Annotated in this window: 22 protein-coding genes and 1 pseudogene; 13 read left to right on the forward strand and 10 right to left on the reverse strand. The window is 61.2% G+C overall.

Annotated features, from left to right (window positions below; translation table 11 throughout):
• The first annotated feature begins 326 nt into the window (after positions 1-326).
• On the forward strand, positions 327-1721 hold the full coding sequence (argH, locus tag AC1RAC_RS09255; RefSeq protein WP_003195396.1) for an argininosuccinate lyase: 1395 nt from the start codon (positions 327-329) through the stop codon (positions 1719-1721).
• Between the two features lie 106 nt (positions 1722-1827).
• On the opposite strand, the pseudogene AC1RAC_RS09260 reads toward argH, so the two are convergent.
• Positions 1828-2486, reverse strand: a pseudogene (locus tag AC1RAC_RS09260) (glutathione S-transferase family protein).
• A gap of 125 nt (positions 2487-2611) precedes the next feature.
• Here AC1RAC_RS09260 and AC1RAC_RS09265 point away from each other — a divergent pair.
• The 3 genes from AC1RAC_RS09265 (at position 2612) to AC1RAC_RS09275 (ending at position 6256) form a co-directional block, all read left to right on the forward strand.
• Positions 2612-2896 (forward strand): hypothetical protein, encoded by a 285-nt coding sequence (locus AC1RAC_RS09265; RefSeq protein WP_014720450.1) that lies wholly within the window; start codon positions 2612-2614, stop codon positions 2894-2896.
• A gap of 95 nt (positions 2897-2991) precedes the next feature.
• On the forward strand, positions 2992-3246 hold the full coding sequence (locus tag AC1RAC_RS09270; RefSeq protein WP_003195403.1) for a TIGR02647 family protein: 255 nt from the start codon (positions 2992-2994) through the stop codon (positions 3244-3246).
• 169 nt (positions 3247-3415) lie between these two features.
• Complete coding sequence (locus AC1RAC_RS09275) at positions 3416-6256, forward strand: class I adenylate cyclase (protein WP_314547578.1); 2841 nt, start codon at positions 3416-3418, stop codon at positions 6254-6256.
• Here the strand turns inward: AC1RAC_RS09275 and rnk are convergent.
• The 3 genes from rnk to cyaY all read right to left on the reverse strand — a co-directional run bounded on the left by rnk (position 6253) and on the right by cyaY (position 7351).
• Positions 6253-6666: a nucleoside diphosphate kinase regulator gene (rnk, locus tag AC1RAC_RS09280; RefSeq protein WP_034129049.1), complete on the reverse strand. Its 414-nt coding sequence runs from the start codon at positions 6664-6666 to the stop codon at positions 6253-6255. The two genes, AC1RAC_RS09275 and rnk, sit on opposite strands and share 4 nt — an antisense overlap.
• Before the next feature lie 131 nt (positions 6667-6797).
• Positions 6798-7019, reverse strand: coding sequence for a DUF1289 domain-containing protein (locus AC1RAC_RS09285; RefSeq protein WP_215908744.1), 222 nt, complete (start codon positions 7017-7019; stop codon positions 6798-6800).
• Entirely contained in the window at positions 7019-7351 is a 333-nt protein-coding gene (gene cyaY / locus AC1RAC_RS09290) for an iron donor protein CyaY (RefSeq protein ID WP_034129050.1), read from the reverse strand. Before cyaY ends, AC1RAC_RS09285 begins: the two co-directional genes overlap by 1 nt.
• Positions 7352-7589: 238 nt before the next feature.
• Between cyaY and lptM the strand changes: the two genes are divergently transcribed.
• The 6 genes from lptM to AC1RAC_RS09320 are packed head-to-tail and all read left to right on the forward strand — an operon-like array spanning position 7590 to position 12177.
• Positions 7590-7757, forward strand: a complete 168-nt coding sequence (gene lptM, locus AC1RAC_RS09295) for an LPS translocon maturation chaperone LptM (protein WP_003195417.1) — start codon at positions 7590-7592, stop codon at positions 7755-7757.
• 14 nt (positions 7758-7771) lie between these two features.
• Positions 7772-9019: a diaminopimelate decarboxylase gene (lysA, locus tag AC1RAC_RS09300; RefSeq protein ID WP_034129051.1), complete on the forward strand. Its 1248-nt coding sequence runs from the start codon at positions 7772-7774 to the stop codon at positions 9017-9019.
• A gap of 3 nt (positions 9020-9022) precedes the next feature.
• On the forward strand, positions 9023-9853 hold the full coding sequence (gene dapF / locus AC1RAC_RS09305; RefSeq protein ID WP_034129052.1) for a diaminopimelate epimerase: 831 nt from the start codon (positions 9023-9025) through the stop codon (positions 9851-9853).
• Between the two features lie 13 nt (positions 9854-9866).
• Positions 9867-10583 carry a DUF484 family protein gene (locus AC1RAC_RS09310; protein WP_014720458.1) on the forward strand — a complete coding sequence of 239 codons (717 nt, stop codon included), beginning with the start codon at positions 9867-9869 and terminating at the stop codon, positions 10581-10583.
• A 2-nt stretch (positions 10584-10585) separates the two neighbouring features.
• On the forward strand, positions 10586-11485 hold the full coding sequence (xerC, locus tag AC1RAC_RS09315) for a tyrosine recombinase XerC (RefSeq protein ID WP_034129054.1): 900 nt from the start codon (positions 10586-10588) through the stop codon (positions 11483-11485).
• Positions 11482-12177: an HAD family hydrolase gene (locus tag AC1RAC_RS09320; RefSeq protein WP_014720460.1), complete on the forward strand. Its 696-nt coding sequence runs from the start codon at positions 11482-11484 to the stop codon at positions 12175-12177. Before xerC ends, AC1RAC_RS09320 begins: the two co-directional genes overlap by 4 nt.
• Positions 12178-12365: 188 nt before the next feature.
• On the opposite strand, the gene sutA is transcribed toward AC1RAC_RS09320, so the two are convergent.
• The 4 genes from sutA to glnK all read right to left on the reverse strand — a co-directional run bounded on the left by sutA (position 12366) and on the right by glnK (position 15146).
• Positions 12366-12698, reverse strand: coding sequence for a dormancy-specific transcriptional regulator SutA (sutA, locus tag AC1RAC_RS09325; RefSeq protein ID WP_014720461.1), 333 nt, complete (start codon positions 12696-12698; stop codon positions 12366-12368).
• 102 nt (positions 12699-12800) lie between these two features.
• Positions 12801-13226: a secondary thiamine-phosphate synthase enzyme YjbQ gene (locus tag AC1RAC_RS09330; RefSeq protein ID WP_034129056.1), complete on the reverse strand. Its 426-nt coding sequence runs from the start codon at positions 13224-13226 to the stop codon at positions 12801-12803.
• 209 nt (positions 13227-13435) lie between these two features.
• Complete coding sequence (locus AC1RAC_RS09335; RefSeq protein ID WP_020302863.1) at positions 13436-14773, reverse strand: ammonium transporter; 1338 nt, start codon at positions 14771-14773, stop codon at positions 13436-13438.
• A 34-nt stretch (positions 14774-14807) separates the two neighbouring features.
• Complete coding sequence (gene glnK, locus AC1RAC_RS09340) at positions 14808-15146, reverse strand: P-II family nitrogen regulator (protein WP_002555808.1); 339 nt, start codon at positions 15144-15146, stop codon at positions 14808-14810.
• 423 nt (positions 15147-15569) lie between these two features.
• Between glnK and AC1RAC_RS09345 the strand changes: the two genes are divergently transcribed.
• Both AC1RAC_RS09345 and AC1RAC_RS09350 read left to right on the forward strand, forming a co-directional pair.
• Entirely contained in the window at positions 15570-15833 is a 264-nt protein-coding gene (locus AC1RAC_RS09345; protein ID WP_003195432.1) for an accessory factor UbiK family protein, read from the forward strand.
• 216 nt (positions 15834-16049) lie between these two features.
• On the forward strand, positions 16050-17546 hold the full coding sequence (locus AC1RAC_RS09350; RefSeq protein WP_034129058.1) for a YifB family Mg chelatase-like AAA ATPase: 1497 nt from the start codon (positions 16050-16052) through the stop codon (positions 17544-17546).
• A 6-nt stretch (positions 17547-17552) separates the two neighbouring features.
• Here AC1RAC_RS09350 and AC1RAC_RS09355 read toward each other — a convergent pair whose 3' ends face one another.
• Complete coding sequence (locus AC1RAC_RS09355) at positions 17553-18128, reverse strand: TetR/AcrR family transcriptional regulator (RefSeq protein WP_034129059.1); 576 nt, start codon at positions 18126-18128, stop codon at positions 17553-17555.
• 112 nt (positions 18129-18240) lie between these two features.
• On the opposite strand from AC1RAC_RS09355, the gene AC1RAC_RS09360 reads away from it, so the two are divergent.
• Complete coding sequence (locus AC1RAC_RS09360; protein WP_034129060.1) at positions 18241-19155, forward strand: ABC transporter six-transmembrane domain-containing protein; 915 nt, start codon at positions 18241-18243, stop codon at positions 19153-19155.
• A 3-nt stretch (positions 19156-19158) separates the two neighbouring features.
• Here AC1RAC_RS09360 and AC1RAC_RS09365 read toward each other — a convergent pair whose 3' ends face one another.
• Positions 19159-20019 carry a methyl-accepting chemotaxis protein gene (locus AC1RAC_RS09365; RefSeq protein ID WP_430459260.1) on the reverse strand — a complete coding sequence of 287 codons (861 nt, stop codon included), beginning with the start codon at positions 20017-20019 and terminating at the stop codon, positions 19159-19161.
• Positions 20020-20055 lie beyond the last annotated feature (36 nt).

Here is a 20055-nt window from a genome sequence, read left to right on the forward strand (position 1 = left end):
TCGTCGTAGGGTTCACTGATAAACAATCCGAATACCCCCCTGTTTAATGGATAGTCTGGTTATGACCGCATCACCCGACTTTGGTGCATTCACACACTATCAGTCCAACTGTAGACGCTCAGTGAGGCGACATTGCTCAATCGTCAAATATCGTTTCAATAAGTACCTGTCACCAGTCTCGTCCTGGATGCGGTCGGCGGCAAGGCACTTAGCCATCTCTTACACAAAAAAATTGCCGACCACCCGCAGCACCGCCTCCACGGGCAACCCTGTTATGATCGCCTGCACACCTTCATGCCTCTTTTAAGCAGATCACGAGCGAATCCATGAGCACCGACAAGACCAACCAGTCCTGGGGCGGCCGCTTCAGTGAACCCGTCGACGCCTTCGTCGCGCGCTTCACCGCCTCCGTCACCTTCGATCAACGCCTGTACCGCCACGACATCATGGGCTCCATCGCCCACGCTACGATGCTGGCCAAGGTCGGCGTGCTGACCGACGCCGAGCGTGACAGCATTATCGACGGCCTGACCACCATCCGCGGTGAGATCGAGGCAGGGACGTTCGACTGGCGCGTAGACCTCGAAGACGTGCACATGAACATCGAGGCACGCCTCACTGATCGCATCGGCGTGACCGGCAAAAAACTGCACACCGGCCGTAGCCGTAACGACCAGGTCGCCACCGATATCCGCCTATGGCTGCGCGATGAGATCGACCTGATCCTGGGCGAAATCACCCGCCTGCAAAAAGGCTTGCTGGAGCAGGCCGAGCGTGAATCGGACACCATCATGCCCGGCTTCACCCACCTGCAGACCGCACAACCCGTGACCTTCGGCCACCACCTGCTGGCCTGGTTCGAAATGCTCAGCCGCGACTACGAACGCCTGGTCGATTGCCGCAAGCGCGCCAACCGCATGCCGCTGGGCAGCGCTGCACTGGCCGGCACCACCTACCCGATCGACCGTGAGTACACCGCACAACTGCTGGGCTTTGACGCCGTGGGCGGCAATTCTTTGGACGGCGTGTCGGACCGTGACTTCGCCATTGAATTCTGCGCCGCAGCCAGCATCGCGATGATGCACCTGTCGCGCTTCTCCGAAGAGCTGGTGCTATGGACCAGCGCGCAATTCCAGTTCATCGACCTGCCAGACCGCTTCTGCACCGGCAGCTCGATCATGCCGCAAAAGAAAAACCCCGACGTGCCAGAGCTGGTGCGTGGCAAGAGCGGCCGTGTGTTTGGCGCGCTGATGGGCCTGCTGACCCTGATGAAAGGCCAACCACTGGCCTACAACAAGGACAACCAGGAAGACAAGGAACCGCTCTTCGACGCCGCCGACACCCTGCGCGACTCGCTGCGCGCCTTTGCCGACATGATCCCGGCGATCAAGCCCAAGCACGCGATCATGCGTGAAGCGGCACTGCGCGGATTCTCCACCGCGACCGACCTGGCGGACTACCTGGTGCGCCGTGGCCTGCCGTTCCGTGACTGCCACGAAATCGTTGGCCACGCCGTGAAGTACGGTGTGGACACCGGCAAGGACCTTGCGGAAATGAGCCTGGAAGAACTGCGCCAGTTCAGCGACCAGATCGAGCAGGATGTGTTTGCCGTGCTGACCCTGGAAGGCTCGGTGAATGCCCGTAACCATGTGGGCGGCACTGCGCCGGCACAGGTCAAGGCAGCGGTCGTGCGCGGCAAAGAATTGCTCGCCAGCCGCTAAAACTGTGGCGAGGGAGCTTGCTCCCGCTGGGCTGCGCAGCGGCCCCAAAATCTTGGGAGCGCTTCGCACTCCAGCGGGAGCAAGCTCCCTCGCCACAAAAGCGACTCTATTTCTTGGCCGCAATCATCGCCATGAACGCCGGCATCGCCGCCTGCCTGTCCGCCTCTACCTTCTGCGCATTGGGCATCTCATTCAGGCGCGCCAACAATGCCTTCGCCTTCGGCAACTGCTCCAGCAGGTCCAGCCCAAACAGCTTTTCGCCCACACCGCAGGCCAGGCTGAGGCTGTACATGAAATACAGGTCCGCGAGGGTGAAGCTCTCACCTGCCACATAAGGCGCAAACTTACCGTGCCGGCCTAACGTACCCATCCCAAGCAGCAGCTCGGCCCTGGATTTTTCCTTGATCGCCTCCGGCACCGTCATGCCGAAAAAAGCCTCGGCGTAACACGCCCGCGCAGGCAGTTCGATGTACAGCTCGATCTCACGGCACAACGCCAACACCTGAGCCCGCGCAAACGGGTCGGCGGGCAACAGCGCCGGGCCTTCCTGGCTCTGCTCGAGGTATTCGAGGATGACGCTGGTTTCGTTGATGAACCCCTGCTTCACACCCAGCACCGGCACTTTGCCGCGGGGGCTGACCGCCAAAGCTTCGGGGGTTTGCCCGGCGTAAAAAGGCACTTCTTCGAAGGGCAGTCCTTTCTCCAACAGCGCCAGCTTGACCATGTTGTAGTAGTTGCTGACCGAAATCCGTAAAGCTTGAGCATCGCAAAGCCTCCAGGCCGGGTGTGGGGTTGGCTGCAAGAGTTATAGATCCTTGAGGGCACCCTGACCAGCAGCATCACCCACCTGAATGGGGGTAGACTGACGCCCTTTCCTTGAGGAGCCTGCCATGAGCGAGCCGACCGATATCGACAACGACGAAGAAGAATTCACCGAGACCACGCTGATCGAAGCCATCGAGAACCAGATCGAGAGCGATAACCCGCCAGCGGCCAAGGCTACGTTCAACAAACTGACCCTGGTGGGTTACGAGCGCGAAGATATCCTGAATCTGATGGCTCACGTGCTGGCGTTCGAGATCGATGCCATGCTCGAAGATGACCGCGCCTTCAATACCGAGTGGTATGAAACGGCACTGCGGGCACTGCCCGAGCTGCCGCCGGAAAAGGAATAACCCCGGCACGCAGCAACACGCTGGACAGTTCGGCAAAGTGCGTTCACCTTATGGCCTGCTAGCCTCTAATAAATTTTAGAAAGTCTGGAGTCCTTATGTCGTATACCCCTGAGTTGGTTGCCGAACTGGAAATCCTTGTACTCTTCCCCTTGGACAGCACCAAGGAAGGCTTGAAAGTCCATCAGACTGCCGCCCCCACTGCCATCGCCGCTGCCAAGCGCCTCCATGCCAAAGGGCTGATCGACCAACCGGACGGGGGCTACCTGACGAGTCTTGGCCGGGACGCTGCCGAGCAAGCCCAAACCCTGCTGACCATCCTCACCACTGCCAGCACCAAAGAAGCCGCCTGATACCTGATACTGCCCATGGAGTCCGCCGCCTGCGGATTCCGCGGGCACTGCTGCGCGGCATACAGAATTCTGACGCCAAAAAGCCATTTCCCTCTAAAACTCCTACGCTACTGTCTGTAAACTCCTGCATGGCCGCCCGCGTCGGGCCCTGCGAGCCAACGAGTTCGACATGACCCGCACCCATGAAATCCGCCCCGATCTGGACGAAGGCATCGACCGCAAGGTGCTGACCCAACTGCGCGCGCGTTTCATGACCCTCAATCAAGGCCGCATGGCCCGGGCCGTCGAGGGGCTGACGCCACGTCAGCAAAGCGTGCTGGCCTTGTTGCCGCTGTTTTTCCACGTCAATCACCCGCTCTTGCCGGGCTATGTCTCTAGCAGCACGCCGGCCGGGCTGTCGAATTTCGAACCGGACGCCCAGGCCCTGGCCGATGCCCAGCGCCTGACCCGTTCGTTCTCCTATAAACCGCGCCACGGCAACCCGCCTACGCCGATCCACGGCTTGTTCCTGATGGGCAGCCTTGGCACCCTGGCCCAGGCCGATCAAAGCGATATGGACGTGTGGGTGTGCCACGCTCCCGACTTGAGCGAAACCGAGCTGGCCGAGCTGCGCAAAAAGTGCCAACTGCTGGAAACCTGGGCCTTGGGCATGGGCGCCGAAGCGCATTTCTTCCTGATCGACCCGACGCGCTTTGTGTTGGGTGATCGCGATACGCAACTGAGTTCCGACGACTGCGGCACCACCCAGCACTACCTGTTGTTGGATGAGTTCTATCGCACCGCGATCTGGCTGGCCGGGCGCACGCCCATCTGGTGGCTGGTGCCGGTCTACGAAGAAAGCCGCTACGCCGAATTTACTCACACCCTGGTGTCCAAGCGTTTTATCCGCACCGATGAAACCCTCGACCTCGGCCATCTGGCTCATATTCCTCCAGGGGAGTTTATCGGGGCCGGGCTGTGGCAACTGTTCAAGGGCATCGAGTCGCCCTACAAGTCGGTGCTCAAGCTGCTGCTGACCGAGGTCTACGCCAGCGAACACCCGAACGTGCGCTGCCTGAGCCTGCGCTTCAAACAGGCGGTGTTCAGCCATCAGGTAGACCTGGATGAGTTGGACCCGTACATCATGGTCTACCGCCGTATCGAGGAGTACCTCAAGGCCCGCAACGAGCTGGAGCGCCTGGAATTGGTGCGGCGCAGCCTGTACCTGAAGGTCAACCGCAAGCTCAGCGCCGGCCAGCGCACCGCCGGTTGGCAACGGCAACTGCTGGAACGCCTGGCGCAGGAGTGGAGCTGGGACACGCGCCAACTGGCCCTGCTGGACAGCCGCAGCCAATGGAAAGTGCGCCAGGTCGCCTCCGAGCGCCGTGCTCTGGTCAATGAGTTGAACTACAGCTACCGCTTCCTCACGCAGTTCACCCGCAGCGAACAGACCGCCAGCGCGGTCAATAAGCGCGAACTCAATGTACTGGGCCGCCGCTTGTACGCGGCGTTCGAGCGCAAGGCCGGCAAGGTCGAGTTCATCAACCCCGGCATCGCCCCTGACCTGGCCGAAGATACCTTGACTCTGGTGCAGTCGCCCAACCGCAAGGAGCCGGGCCAATACCATTGGGGCCTGTATAACGGCAACCTTACCGCTCTCGAATGGGAACACTTTGCACCGATCAAACGCAGCCGCGACCTGCTGGAAATGCTCACCTGGTGCCATCGCAACGGCGTGATCGACAGCAGCACCCGCCTGGCGCTGCACCCCGGCACCAGTGACATGACCGAGTTCGAGCTGTTCAACCTGCTGGGCAGCCTGCAACAGACCATCACCCTGCCCCTGGCCAGTGTCGACGAGGTCCGCTTGCTGCGCCCGGCAGTGCCAGAAGAGGTGCTGCTGCTGATCAACGTCGGGGTTGACCCGCTCAAGCATCATCGCGACCTGAATATTCTGATGACCACGGAGCGCACCGACTCCCTGAGCTATGCCGGCGTGCGCGACAACCTGGTGCTGACTCTGGACCAAGTCACGCTCAACAGTTGGAACGAAGTAATGGTCAGCCGCTATGACGGCCCGCACGCCCTGCTCGACTGCCTGCGCGACTATCTCAACCAATTGCCATCGAACCATCTGCCACGCCTGCGAGTGCGTTGTTTTTGTCACAACCGGGCACAGTTCATTGCCCAGCGGGTGGAAGAAGTATTCGACACCGCGCAGCATCTGCTGCTCGGCCAGGGCAATCATCGCTACCTGCTCCAGGTGCAACAGCATTATCACGTCATGGAACTGGTACCGGGCCAAGCCACCCATGTATCACTGCCGACTCAGGACGCGCTGATCGCTTACCTTAGCGAGGAGCTGGCCAGCTACAGCCCGTGGCACCTGGACGCCATGGCCTTGGAAGACCACGACCTGGCGCTGCTGCTGCCCATGGGCCAAGCCGAGTGTGTGCAGGTGTTCTACCGGGTCAATGAAGGCTTCGCCGACGTCTATGTGCTCGACGAATTCAACGCGCTCTGGCAACAGCGCTTGCCGTTTCATGATGAGCAAAGCCTCTTGGCCCCACTGCAACGCTTTTTGCAATCGATCCTGTACCGCCGGGAAGCGCTATTGTCCCTGGACACCCAGCAACCTGCGGGCGAAGTACAGATCCTGTACTACCAACTGTTGCCATCGGGCAACGGCCGGGCGCGGGGCGTGGAGCCACGACCGGCCCCGCAAGACCCGCCCAACAAGGCGTTTTATGACGTGCAGGCCATCATCGGTAAAGGCGCGCCAGGCCAGGTAGGGATCACCCTGTACTGTAATCAGCGGGAGTTTTCCGAACTGGAATTTGGCGACCAGCTGTTTGCAGTGGTCGCCCGGGAGATCGTCGGGCAACGTCGGGAAACCGAGCGTTACCGCGGCTATATCACTGATCTGGATCTGTCGGGGCTGCTCGGTGATGTGCAAAGCCCAAGCAATCTGTACCTGCGCTATAAAGCCGAACTGGAACAGTCACTCAATGCGGCCTTGGATCAGGTTTAGAGCGGGAAGGCGCCGCCATCTTTGGGCTGGCCTTCGACGCTGAGCAATTCCAGCTTGAGGGTCTTGCCGCCAGGCGCCGGCCAGTCGATGTGCTGGCCCACTTGCAGGCCAAGCAATGCGCTGCCCACGGGCGCCATGATCGAAATCTTGCCTTCGTCGGCGTTCGCGTGCTTGGGGTAGACCAGCGTCAGGTGATAGTCCTTTCCGCTGCTTTGTTCACGGCAATGCACGCTGGAATTCATGGTCACGACACCCGCAGGCACTTCATCGTGACCAACCACGTCTTCGGCGCGGTCGAGTTCGGCTTGCAACGCTTCGACGCCGGGAAACTCGTCGCCCAAGCGGTCGATCAGTTGCTCCAGACGCTGCACGTCAAGACGGGTAAGAATGATGGACGGTGCGGTGGTCATGATTCAGGCAGACTCCTTTTTTCTGCACAAAAAAGCAAAACCCCGCCAGGAAAAGGCGGGGTTCTCACGGACCTCGATGAATGGAGGTGTATCCGGACACTACCACAGCGACACAAATAAACAAGACGCCGTCAGGCGCTCGCCTTGCGCTGCTCGGCCTCGGCGCAGATCACCCGGCGCCGCGCATCGTCGGCAGAGCGCCATTCCCGGATGTCTTCCACATGGCGAAAGCAGCCAAGGCAGACTTTCCGCTCGTCCAGGCGACACAAACTGATACAAGGTGACGGCACCGCCGGGCTGACATTGCTGAACAGCGGCTTGGGCGGGCGTACGGCTACAGGCTCACTCACCATCAGATCTCGTCGAAATCCAGCTCGACGCCGGTGTATTCCTGAACCAGGCGCATAAGCATCTCACCCAGCAACTCTTCACTCTTGTCGCACTGCCATTTGCCGCTTTCTTCATCGTAGTCGAAGTGAACGCCACCGGAGCGCGCCGCCAGCCACAACTGACGCAGCGGCTCCTGGCGACTGAAGATCAATTGCTGGCCGCTCTCGAACTTGACCGTCAGCACACCGGCCGAGCTTTCCAGGTCCACGTCCAGGCCGCTGTCGTCGAAAATATCTTCCAGCTTCTCTTGGGTGGCATCCACCAGGTCGTGAAAACGGGCTTCGGTCAAACTCATTGTGGCAACCTCAAAAGTGTCTGGTTTTGCTCAAGCGCCGCACGATACGGGCGAGCTTCGCCGATTGCAAAGGATACTGATTTCATCACGGATGACGGTACGAAATATCCCCAGGCATCGTAGCCTGCTTCCCTACTGTCTCGGCAAACCCCCGCCGGACGGGTGGTGCGGCGCATAGGCAAGCTGGCGGGTGGTCGGTATACTCGGGCGCAATTAATGCATATTCAAGGATTTCGCCATGAAGCGCCTGATCTCTTCCCTTGCTGCGCTCGTCGCGGTCGCTTGCCTCGTTAGTGCCTGTGGCCAGAAAGGCCCGTTGTACCTGCCGGATGACAGCAAAGATCCAAACGAACAGGCGCAATCGTCGCAAAAGCCGTCAAAAGCCCATAAGCACGACACCTACTAAGTTAAGGGAAACTTATGGACGCTTTTAACTACCGGGACGGCGAGCTGTTCGCGGAAGGCGTGGCATTGTCCGCGATTGCCCAGCGCTTCGGCACCCCGACCTATGTGTACTCGCGTGCGCATATCGAAGCTCAATACCGCTCGTTCACCGACGCCCTCGACGGCGTGCCGCACCTGGTGTGCTACGCAGTCAAGGCCAACTCCAACCTGGGTGTACTCAATGTCCTGGCGCGTCTTGGCGCTGGTTTTGACATCGTATCCCGTGGCGAGCTGGAACGCGTACTGGCCGCCGGCGGCCAGGCGGACAAAATTGTCTTCTCTGGCGTCGGCAAGAGCCGCGAAGACATGCGCCGCGCCCTGGAAGTCGGCGTGCATTGCTTCAACGTCGAATCCACCGACGAGCTGGAGCGCCTGCAAATGGTCGCCGCCGAGATGGGCGTGCGTGCGCCGATCTCCCTGCGCGTCAATCCGGATGTCGACGCCGGCACCCACCCGTACATCTCCACCGGTCTCAAAGAGAACAAGTTCGGCATTGCCATCGCCGACGCCGAGGACGTGTACATCCGCGCCGCCCAACTGCCGAACCTGGAAGTGCTGGGTGTCGACTGCCATATCGGCTCGCAACTTACCACCCTGCCACCGTTCCTGGATGCCCTCGACCGCCTGCTGGCCTTGATCGACCGCCTGGGCGAGTGCGGCATCTACCTGCACCACATCGACCTCGGTGGTGGCGTGGGCGTGCGTTATCGCGATGAAGAGCCGCCGCTGATTGCCGATTATATCCAGGCCGTGCGCGAACGCATCGAAGGCCGCGACCTGACGCTGATGTTCGAGCCAGGCCGCTACATCGTCGCCAACGCTGGCGTGCTGCTGACCCAGGTCGAGTACCTCAAGCACACTGAGCACAAGGATTTCGCCATCGTCGATGCGGCGATGAACGACCTGATCCGCCCGGCGCTGTACCAGGCCTGGATGGACGTCACCGCCGTGACGCCGCGCGCAAGCGACGCCCGCGCCTATGACATCGTCGGGCCCATCTGCGAGACCGGCGACTTCCTGGCCAAGGACCGTCAGCTTGCGCTTGAAGAAGGTGATCTGCTGGCCGTGCATTCGGCCGGTGCCTACGGGTTTGTCATGAGTTCCAACTACAACACCCGCGGGCGCACCGCCGAGGTGCTGGTGGACGGTGATCAAGCATTTGAAGTGCGTCGCCGCGAGACGGTAGCCGAGTTGTATGCTGGCGAAAGCCTGCTGCCGGAGTAAGCCATGCTGCTGCGTTTTACCAAGATGCACGGGCTGGGTAATGATTTCATGGTCCTCGACCTGGTCAGCCAGCACGCGCACATCCTGCCCAAGCACGCCAAACAGTGGGGCGATCGCCACACCGGGATCGGTTTCGACCAGTTGCTGCTGGTCGAGGCGCCGAGCAACCCGGAGGTGGATTTCCGTTACCGGATCTTCAACTCCGACGGTTCCGAAGTGGAACAGTGTGGCAACGGCGCGCGCTGCTTTGCGCGCTTTGTGCTCGACAAACGCCTGACTGCCAAACGCCAGATTCGCGTCGAAACCAAGGGTGGCGTGATCGAACTGGACATCCGCAATGATGGCCAGATCAGCGTCAACATGGGCGCCCCACGCCTGGTGCCGGCGGATATTCCGTTCCAGGCCACCGAGCAGGCCCTCAGTTACCCACTGGATGTGGAGGGCAAAACCGTGGAGGTCGCCGCCGTGTCCATGGGCAACCCCCATGCGGTGCTGCGGGTCACCGACATCAATAACGCCCCCGTGCATGAACTGGGGCCGAAGATCGAACATCACCCGCGCTTTCCGGCACGGGTCAATGTGGGCTTCCTGCAGGTGATCGACCGTAACCGTGCGCAATTGCGCGTATGGGAACGCGGCGCCGGCGAAACCCAGGCTTGCGGCACCGGTGCTTGCGCCGCTGCCGTGGCCGCGATCAGCCAGGGGTGGATGGATTCGCCACTGTTGATCGACCTGCCCGGCGGACGTTTGTCCATCGAATGGGCAGGCCCTGGCCACCCGGTGATGATGACCGGGCCAGCCACGCGTGTATACGAAGGACAGGTCCGTCTATGAGTGAGCCAAGCTAATGACCGATAAGCCTCAAGTACCCGCACACGCTACCCCGAGTGAAAGCCTGGAGGCCGCTGCTGTCGCGGCGTACCTTGAGGCTAACCCGGACTTCTTCGTCGAGCACGAAGAACTGCTGCCGGCCCTGCGCATCCCCCACCAGCGCGGCGATACCGTGTCGCTGGTGGAGCGGCAGATGAAGATCCTGCGCGAGCGCAACATTGAAATGCGCCACCGACTCTCTCATCTGATGGACGTGGCCCGCGACAACGACCGCTTGTTCGACAAGACGCGCCGCCTGATTCTGACCCTGATGGATGCCACCAGCCTGGAAGAAACGGTGATCGCCGTGGAAGACAGCCTGCGTGAGGATTTCCAGGTGCCCTTCGTCAGCCTGATCCTGTTCAGCGACAACCCGATGCCGGTGGGCCGCTGGGTCACAGGCGGCGAAGCGCAGACGGCCATCGGTGGCCTGCTGTCCGAAGGCAAGACCGTCAGCGGCACCTTGCGCGAGCATGAGCTGGACTTCCTGTTTGGCGCCGAACAGCGCAAGCAGATCGGCTCTACGGCCGTTATCGCCCTCAGCCATCAAGGCTTGCACGGGGTACTGGCCATCGCCAGCCGCGACCCGGCGCACTACAAAAGCTCGGTGGGCACGTTGTTCCTGACCTATATCGCCGAAGTGCTGGGCCGCGTCCTGCCACGCCACACCACCACCCTGCGCGCGGTGCGCTGATCATGGAGCGGCAACTGGACGCTTACTGCGCTCACCTGCGCAATGAGCGCCAGGTGTCGTCCCACACGCTGGAAGCTTATCGGCGGGACTTGAACAAGGTCCTGGCCTATTGCGAAAAACAGCACGTCAGCAGTTGGAAGGCCCTGGATATCCAGGCCCTGCGCAGCCTGGTCGCCCGGTTGCACCAACAGGGCCAATCCTCCCGCAGCCTGTCTCGCCTGCTATCGGCGGTGCGCGGCCTCTATCACTACCTCAATCGCGAAGGCCTGTGCGACCACGACCCGGCCAATGGCCTGTCACCGCCCAAAGGCGAACGGCGCCTGCCCAAGACCCTGGACACAGACCGCGCCCTGCAATTGCTCGACGGTGCCGTCGAGGATGACTTCCTGGCCCATCGCGACCAGGCAATCCTGGAGCTGTTCTACTCCTCGGGCCTGCGCCTGTCGGAGCTGACGGGCCTGAACCTCGATCAGTTAGACCTCGCCGATGGCCTGGTGCAAGTGCTCGGCAAAGGCAGCAAGACGCGCGTACTGCCTGTGGGCAGGAAAGCCCGCGAAGCCTTGCAGCTATGGCTGCCGCTACGCCTTCTGACCAACCCTGCAGACGATGCCGTGTTTGTCAGCCAGCAAGGCCGGCGCCTGGGGCCGCGCGCGATTCAACTGCGGGTCAAGGCTGCCGGCGAGCGCGAGCTGGGGCAGAATCTGCACCCGCACATGTTGCGTCATTCCTTTGCCAGCCACCTGCTCGAATCCTCCCAGGACCTGCGCGCCGTGCAGGAGCTGCTCGGGCACTCGGATATCAAGACCACGCAAATCTACACCCACCTCGACTTCCAGCACCTGGCAACGGTGTACGACAGCGCCCATCCACGGGCCAAACGCATCAAGGGCGGCGACTCATGAGTATCAAGCTGATTACCTTCGACCTGGACGATACCCTCTGGGACAACGTACCCGTCATCATCAGCGCCGAAGCGTCGATGCGCGAATGGCTGGCGACCCACGCGTCCAAGGTCGGCGACCTGCCCCTTGAGCATTTTGCCAGCCTGCGCCAGCAGGTGCTGCAGCGTCATCCCGAACTCAAACACCGTATCAGCCTGCTGCGTCATCGCGTGTTGATGCATGCGTTCGAGGAGGCCGGTTATCCCCAGCCTGAGGCCACAGAGATGGCGGATGTCTGCTTCGAAGCGTTCATCCACGCACGCCACCAACTCACCGTGTTTCCGGAAGCCGAGCCGATGCTCAAGGCGCTGCGCCAGCACTTCCTGCTCGGCGTGATCACCAATGGCAATGCCGATGTGCAGCGTGTGGGCCTGGCGGACTACTTTCACTTTGCCCTGCGCGCTGAAGATATCGGCATCGCCAAGCCGGATGCACGGCTGTTTCATGAAGCACTGCAACGTGGCGGTGTGGACGCCAGCGCGGCAGTGCATGTGGGCGATCATCCTGGGGATGACATCGCCGGCGCGCAGCAGGCGGGACTGCGGGCGGTGTGGTTCAACCCCACGGGCAAGGCCTGGGAGGGTGACAAGCGCCCGGATGCGCAGATTCGCAGCCTGACGGAGTTACCGCCACTGCTGAGTCGCTGGAGCTAACACTGACCCCAATGTGGGAGCTGGCTTGCCTGCGATAGCGGTGGATCAGTCAACACAGGGCTCGCAGATAGACCGCTATCGCAGGCAAGCCAGCTCCCACAGGGTATTGCAGCAAACCGGTAAATTGCTCCAGGCATGAAAAAGCCCGCAGCGACGGCGGGCTTTTTCTTACAAGCAGGAGGCAGACCTCAGATAGGTCGGCTGCCGTACTTGTTATCCGGCTTCTTCGGTGGATCAGCCACCACGTTGGCCTCGACTTCCTGCACTTTGCCGCCTTTAGCGAGGAACTCTTCCATCGCACGCGCCAGGGCATCGCGCTCTTTGTTCTTGGCTTCAACGCTCGGCAACTCGTCTACCGACACAGCCGCCTTGGCTTTGCCTTTGGCTTTGGGAGCCGCGTCATCGCCAACACTGTCATCGACGTCCTCAGCAACGTCTTCGGCCGCAACTTCAAGACCGTCTTCGGTGTCGTCTTCATCACCTACTTCGAGGTCGTCTTGTTCCAGATCATCGTCGCTCATGTTCTACCTCATGACTTGCGAAAAGCAGATTAGTTATAGCCCAGCTTCACCCTCTGTCGAGGTTGCCGGAAAAAAATCAACATCCACTGGATCACCAGTGGCTTATGCCCCTTCACCATGCAAGGTGGCGAGGACTTTACGAGCACCGCCATGATCACGGTGCTCGCCCAGATAAACACCTTGCCAGGTCCCTATCGCCAAGCGGCCGGCCTTGACCGGCAAACTCAGCTGGCAGCCCAGCAGACTGGCCTTGAAGTGCGCCGGCAGATCATCCGGACCTTCGTCGTTATGTTCAAACCCTGCGCGACCTTGTGGCACCAGCAGGTTGAAAAAACGCTCGAAGTCACGGCGAACCGCCGGGTCGGCATTCTCGTTGACGGTCAACGAGGCCGAGGTGTGCTGCAGCCACAGATGCAACAGGCCCACACGACACGCCCTCAATTCAGGCAAGCCGGCAAGCAACTCGTCCGTTACCAAGTGAAAGCCCCGGGGCTTGGCCCGCAGGGTAATCAGGGTCTGTTGCCACATACAGTTCTCCGCCCATCGGCGCGCATTCTAGCGCGCTCTGGGAAAAAACAAAGTGCCTAATACGCCTTCATGCCTGTAAGACATTTGCACCCTTAAAAGTGCAGTGTGGATCCCATCACAAAGTCGATAAAAAACCCATGCACCTTTAGCCACAGACAAACGCCGGGCAAAAAAATGCCCGGCAAGCCGGGCATGTTTTTTTCGCGTAGTTACAAGTTGTAGCCGCGCTCGTTGTGTTGCGCCAGGTCGAGGCCGACCGCCTCTTCTTCTTCGGTGACACGCAGGCCCATGACCATGTCGAGCACCTTGAGGATGACGTAGGTCACAATCGCCGTGTAGATCACGGTGAAGCCCACGCCTTTGCACTGGATCCAGACCTGGGCCGCGATGTCGGTCACGGTGCCGAAGCCGCCCAGAGCAGGAGCTGCGAACACACCGGTGAGGATCGCACCGACGATACCGCCAATACCGTGCACGCCGAAGGCGTCCAGGGAGTCGTCATAACCCAGTTTGCGCTTGAGGCTGGTCGCGCAGAAGAAGCACACCACACCGGCGACCAGACCAATCACCAGGGCGCCCATCGGGCCCACGGTGCCAGCCGCTGGTGTCACGGCGACGAGGCCGGCGACCACGCCCGAGGCGATACCCAGTGCGCTTGGCTTGCCGTGGGTGATCCACTCGGCAAACATCCAGCCCAGGGCCGCAGCTGCGGTAGCGATTTGAGTTACCAGCATCGCCATGCCCGCGGTGCCGTTGGCCGCCGCAGCGGAACCGGCGTTGAAGCCAAACCAGCCGATCCACAGCATGGCCGCGCCCACCAGGGTATAGCCCAGGTTATGCGGGGCCATCGGGGTGGTGGGGAAGCCTTTGCGCTTGCCGAGCACGATGCACGCCACCAGGCCAGCCACACCCGCGTTGATGTGCACAACGGTGCCGCCGGCGAAGTCCAGCACGCCCCAGTCCCACATCAGGCCGCCATTGCCGCTCCAGACCATGTGCGCAATCGGCGCATAGACCAGGGTGAACCAGATAGCCATGAAGATCAGCATCGCGGAGAACTTCATACGCTCAGCGAAAGCACCGACGATCAGCGCCGGAGTAATGATGGCAAAGGTCATCTGGAAGGTGATGAACACGGCTTCCGGAAACAGCGCCGCCGGCCCGGTGATGCTGGCTGGGGTGACACCCGCCAGGAACGCCTTGCCCATGCCGCCGAAGAAGGAATTGAAGTTGACCACACCTTGTTCCATACCGGTGGTATCGAACGCGATGCTGTAGCCGTAGACAACCCACAGGATGCTGATCAGGCCAGTGATGGCGAAGCACTGCATCATCACCGACAGAATATTCTTGGAGCGGACCATGCCGCCGTAGAACAGCGCCAGGCCAGGGATGGTCATGAACAGCACCAGCGCGGTGGCGGTAAGCATCCAGGCGGTGTCGCCGGAATTGAGGACTGGAGCAGCCACTTCATCTGCCGCCATGGCCAGGCTTGGCATTACGATGGACAGCAGGGCTCCGAGCCCTGCGAATTTACGCAGAGTCATATTGTTTTCTCCTGGGGCGTTGGGGTTTGGCGGCTTAGATTGCGTCGGTATCGGTTTCGCCGGTACGGATGCGAATAGCCTGTTCCAGATTGACCACGAAGATCTTGCCGTCACCGATCTTGCCGGTGTTGGCCGCCTTGGTTATCGCCTCGATAACCCGGTCAAGATCCTTGTCGTCAATGGCGACATCGATCTTCACCTTCGGCAGGAAATCGACCACGTATTCCGCGCCGCGATACAGCTCGGTATGACCCTTCTGCCGACCGAAGCCCTTGACCTCAGTAACGGTAATGCCCTGCACGCCGATCTCGGACAGTGACTCGCGTACATCGTCCAACTTGAACGGCTTGATGATGGCAGTGACTAGCTTCATGAAAACTCTCTCCCGAATTTGGTGGACTTGCCCCAGGAAAACAAACCCGTCTCAAGTCTAAGCGCAGTGCCTGGCTTTGTAACGCATCGTCGCCTCGGCATTTGCCGTCGCGACGCCAGCGAACCACTGGTGACGAGCCCTGTACCCCGGATCCGTCGGCGCACTGCATTCGTCACAGCGACTGCATCAGTGCATGGGTCATGATCGTCTAAGCAGAAACCTTGCCAGCTCCGTAAAAACCACCGAAATCAATCCTTTGCCCGCTTATGCCCACCTACGGGGCGCCTGCGCGGCCGCAATGCGCATCAAAACAGTGCGCAGCCGCCCGCCCCAATGCGCGAAAACCGTGCGCAGCGGGGCGTGAAAATGACTATAGACGCTGCGTGGTACACTGCCGGCCAACTGTTTTCCGGAATATGTCCAATGCTCGCGCCCAAAGACTTCCTCGACGCCCTGAGCGGCCACGCCTCTCGCCTGTTCAGCGGCGACACTCCGCTGCCCCGCAATGAAATCGAAAGCCAGTTCAAGGCTTTGCTACAGAGCGGTTTCAGCAAGCTCGACCTGGTCAGCCGGGAAGAGTTTGACAGCCAGATGGTGGTGCTGGCCCGCACACGTGCGCGGCTGGAGAGCCTGGAGGCGAAGGTGGCTGAACTTGAAGCACGGTTGACGCCACCCTCTGCTGAATAAACACGGTGAGTGTGGGAGCTGGCTTGCCTGCGATGGCGGTGCATCAGCGGATGATTCTTTGCTGACACACCGCCATCGCAGGCAAGCCAGCTCCCACATTCTGTTTTGCGTTGCCGTCCGGATACGTTCTGTAAAACCTCCCCCGCCCCGCTCCATCCCACCTCGTCTACCCTTGAAAAAACCGCAGGAAGCGGCCCTCCCATTCAAGGAACGAGCATGTCCCTCGCCATCGTCCACAGCCGCGCCCAGGTCGGTGTAGAAGCCCCCGCCGTCACCGTCGAGGTGCACATGGCCAATGGTCTGCCGTCTCTCACTCTCGTGGGTTTGCCCGAAACTGCAGTGAAGGAAAGCAAGGATCGCGTGCGCAGCGCCATCCTCAACTCGGCGCTGCAATATCCGGCCCGCCGCATCACGCTCAATCTCGCGCCCGCCGACCTGCCCAAGGACGGCGGGCGTTTTGATCTGGCGATTGCCCTGGGCATCCTGGCAGCCAGTGTGCAAGTGCCGGCGTTGATGCTCGATGACGTGGAATGCCTTGGGGAATTGGCGCTGTCCGGCGAGGTGCGCGCGGTGAAGGGGGTGTTGCCGGCCGCGCTGGCGGCGCGCAAGGCCGGGCGCACCGTGATAGTGCCGCGCGCCAATGCCGAGGAGGCGTGCCTGGCGTCGGGGTTGAAGGTGATTGCGGTGGATCACCTGCTGCAAGTGGTGGCGCACCTGAATGGACATGTGCCGATTGAGCCCTACAGGTCCGACGGTTTGCTGTACTTGAACAAGCCTTACCCAGACCTGAGTGAAGTGCAGGGCCAACTCGCGGCCAAGCGAGCATTGCTGATCGCGGCGGCGGGCGCGCATAACCTGCTGTTCAGCGGGCCACCGGGTACCGGCAAGACCTTATTGGCCAGCCGGCTACCGGGCTTGCTGCCGCCATTGAGCGAGCAGGAAGCGCTGGAAGTGGCCGCAATCCAATCCGTGGTCAGCCTGGCCCCTCTGAGCCATTGGCCCAACCGCCCGTTCCGTCAGCCACACCACTCGGCATCCGGGCCGGCGCTGGTGGGTGGCGGCTCGAAGCCACAACCGGGGGAAATCACCCTGGCTCATCACGGGGTGTTGTTCCTGGATGAACTGCCAGAGTTCGATCGCAAGGTACTGGAGGTGCTGCGCGAGCCATTGGAGTCGGGGCACATCGTGATCTCCCGAGCCCGAGACCGTGTGAGCTTCCCGGCGCGCTTTCAACTGGTCGCGGCGATGAACCCCTGCCCTTGCGGCTACATGGGCGAGCCCAGCGGGCGTTGTCGGTGTACACCGGAGCAGATCCAGCGCTATCGCAACAAGCTCTCCGGGCCGTTGCTGGACCGGATTGATTTGCACCTGACAGTCGCGCGGGAGGTCACTGCGCTGAACCCCGCCCAACAAGCCGGTGATACCACCGCGCAAGCGTCCGCTCAGGTGGCGCAAGCCCGGGAACGCCAGCACCAGCGCCAGGGTTGCGCCAATGCATTCCTCGATCTGCCCCGGCTGCGCGAACACTGCCAGTTGGCCAAAGCCGATGAAAGCTGGCTGGAAAGCGCGTGTGAGCGGCTGACATTATCACTGCGCGCAGCCCATCGATTGCTCAAGGTGGCTCGCACCCTGGCGGACCTTGAGCAAGTGGAAGGCATCGCCCGCCATCATTTGGCGGAGGCGTTGCAGTACCGACCAGCCGCAAATGGCTAGCACTTGTCAGGCAAAATCCAGCAGCAGCCTCGCCACTTCCAGCACTTCTTGCAGCGCCGCTTCTGCGGACTCTGCGGAAGGCTTGAGCATCAGGTCATCGGCATAGCCCATCGCCAGGGCGAAGATCTGCCGTGCAGCGCGTTGAGCCGACTCGCAGCGAAAGACGCTATCGGCAACGCCCCGCTCGATCACCTCGGCAAGCATGCTTTGCCATTGGGCGTTGATTACCAGATAAGCCTGGGTCATTTGCGCGTCATGCATGGCCTCGTCCCAGGCGTCGAGCCACAGCGCCCAGCCGGCGTCAGCGGTGCTGGGCAGGCAGTCGCGCAAAAAACCCACGAGCGCCTCCAGGGGTGGCGCATCGGCCAACGGCTCGCGCACTTCATCCAGTTGCTCATTGGCAAAGCGTACGAAGGCTTCGCGGCGCAGTTCATTCCAGTCGCTGAAGTAGTGATAGACATGACTGCGCGACAAGCCGGCATGTTCGGCGAGGTCACGGGTGGATACATCGGCGAAACCCTTGCTGCGAAACAGCTCCAGGGCGGCGGCGATGATCTGGTCTTTACGGTCGGTACGCGACATGGGCAATTCCTTCGAGCACGAGCAGATAAGCGGCGCTTGCTTTTTGAGCGATCGCTCAAGGATACTTGAGCAGTCGCTCAATAATAGCGTCTATTACTCCTCTGGTGCACCCATGACATCCGTCACCCCACAAATTCTGATCGAAGAAAGCAAGAAAATCGGCCAGCAGTCTGCCAGCCAGACCCTCAAGGCTATTGCCAGAGCCTATCCCGGCAAGCTGTCTTGCACCTTGTCGCTGGTGGCGCTGGAGAACGCGCTGTTGTTGGCTTACCCACTGTTTGCCGGGTTCGCGGTGGATTCGATTATCCGTGGCGATACCACCAGTGCGTTGCTGTATGCCGCCGTGGTCATGGCGTTCTGGGCCGTTGGGGCGGCGAGACGGGCGCTGGACACCCGTACGTTCACGCGCATCTACGCGGACCTTGCGGTGCCGGTCATTCTCAACCAGCGCCAACAGAACCACAGCACCTCGAAATCGGCGGCACGGGTAGTACTTGCTCGGGAGTTTGTCGACTTCTTTGAAAAGCACGTGCCTATCATCGCCACGGCGTTGGTGTCGATTGTGGGCGCGGCAGTGATGCTGATCGTGATTGAGCCATGGGTAGGCATGGCGTGCCTGGCGGCCCTGCTGCTGTGCATCACCTTGTTGCCGCGTTTTGCCCAGCGCAATCAGGCGCTGCACGAACGTCTGAACAACCGCCTGGAAAAAGAAATCGGCCTGGTCGAAAAGGTCGGCGCGCCGACCCTGCGACGCCACTACCAGGTGCTGTCACGCCTGCGCATCTGGCTGTCAGACCGCGAGGCTGCGGCGTTCCTGTTTATCGGCATGACCGCGGCCTTACTGTTCGTGGTTGCGATCAGCCAATTGGCCATGTCCCCAGCGGTGAAGGCCGGCCACATCTACGCCGTCATGACCTATCTGTGGACCTTCGTCACCAGCCTGGACGAAGCGCCAGGCATGGTCGACCAACTGGCGCGGCTCAAGGACATTGGCAAGCGCGTAGACCCAGGGCTTGGGGAGGCCTGAGCCTCAACGAAACCGATCCACCTCATGACGCAAGCCTGCCGCCAAGGTCTCCAGTTCCTTGGCGGTAACCGCCAGGTTGGACACCACTTCACGCTGCTCGCTGTTGGCCAGCGCAATGCTCTGCAGGTTGCTGCTGAGCAAGGTCGCGGTGCTGCTCTGTTCCTGGGTGGCGGTGGTGATCGCAGCAAATTGCTGGCCGGCCGAGCGGCTTTGCTCGTCGATACGCGCCAGGGCCGAGGCCACATCGGCGTTGCGCGACAGGCCTTCCTGCATCAGCGCATTGCCGTGCTCCATGGTGCTGATGGCGTTACCGGTTTCCTGCTGGATGCTCTGGATCATGCCGGAGATTTCATCGGTGGCCTGGCGGGTGCGCGAAGCCAGGTTGCGCACTTCGTCGGCGACCACGGCGAAGCCACGGCCTTGCTCGCCGGCGCGCGCGGCCTCGATGGCAGCGTTGAGCGCCAGCAGGTTGGTCTGTTCTGCGATGGCGGTAATCACGCCGACGATCCCGCCGATTTCCTGGGAACGCTGGCCCAGGGTGTTGATCACGGCAGCGGTGCTGTTCAGCGCAGTGGCGATATGTTCCAGGGACGATGACGCCTCTTGCATCGAACTGCGGCCGATACGGGTTTGCTGGGCATTCTCTTGAGCCAGGCGCTCGGTGTTGCCCATGTTGTCGGCAATGTTCAGCGAGGTAGCACTGAACTCTTCCACCGCACCGGCCATGCTGGTGATCTCGCCGGACTGCTGCTCCATGCCTTCATAGGCACCGCCGGACAAGCCCGACAGCGCCTGGGCGCGGCTGTTGACCTGTTCGGCGGCGGTACGGATATGCGACACCATGGTCGACAGCGCCTCACCCATCTGGTTGAAACTACGCGCCAGCTGGCCGATTTCGTC

The sequence above is a fragment of the Pseudomonas sp. GW823-FHT02F05 genome (assembly GCF_058797315.1).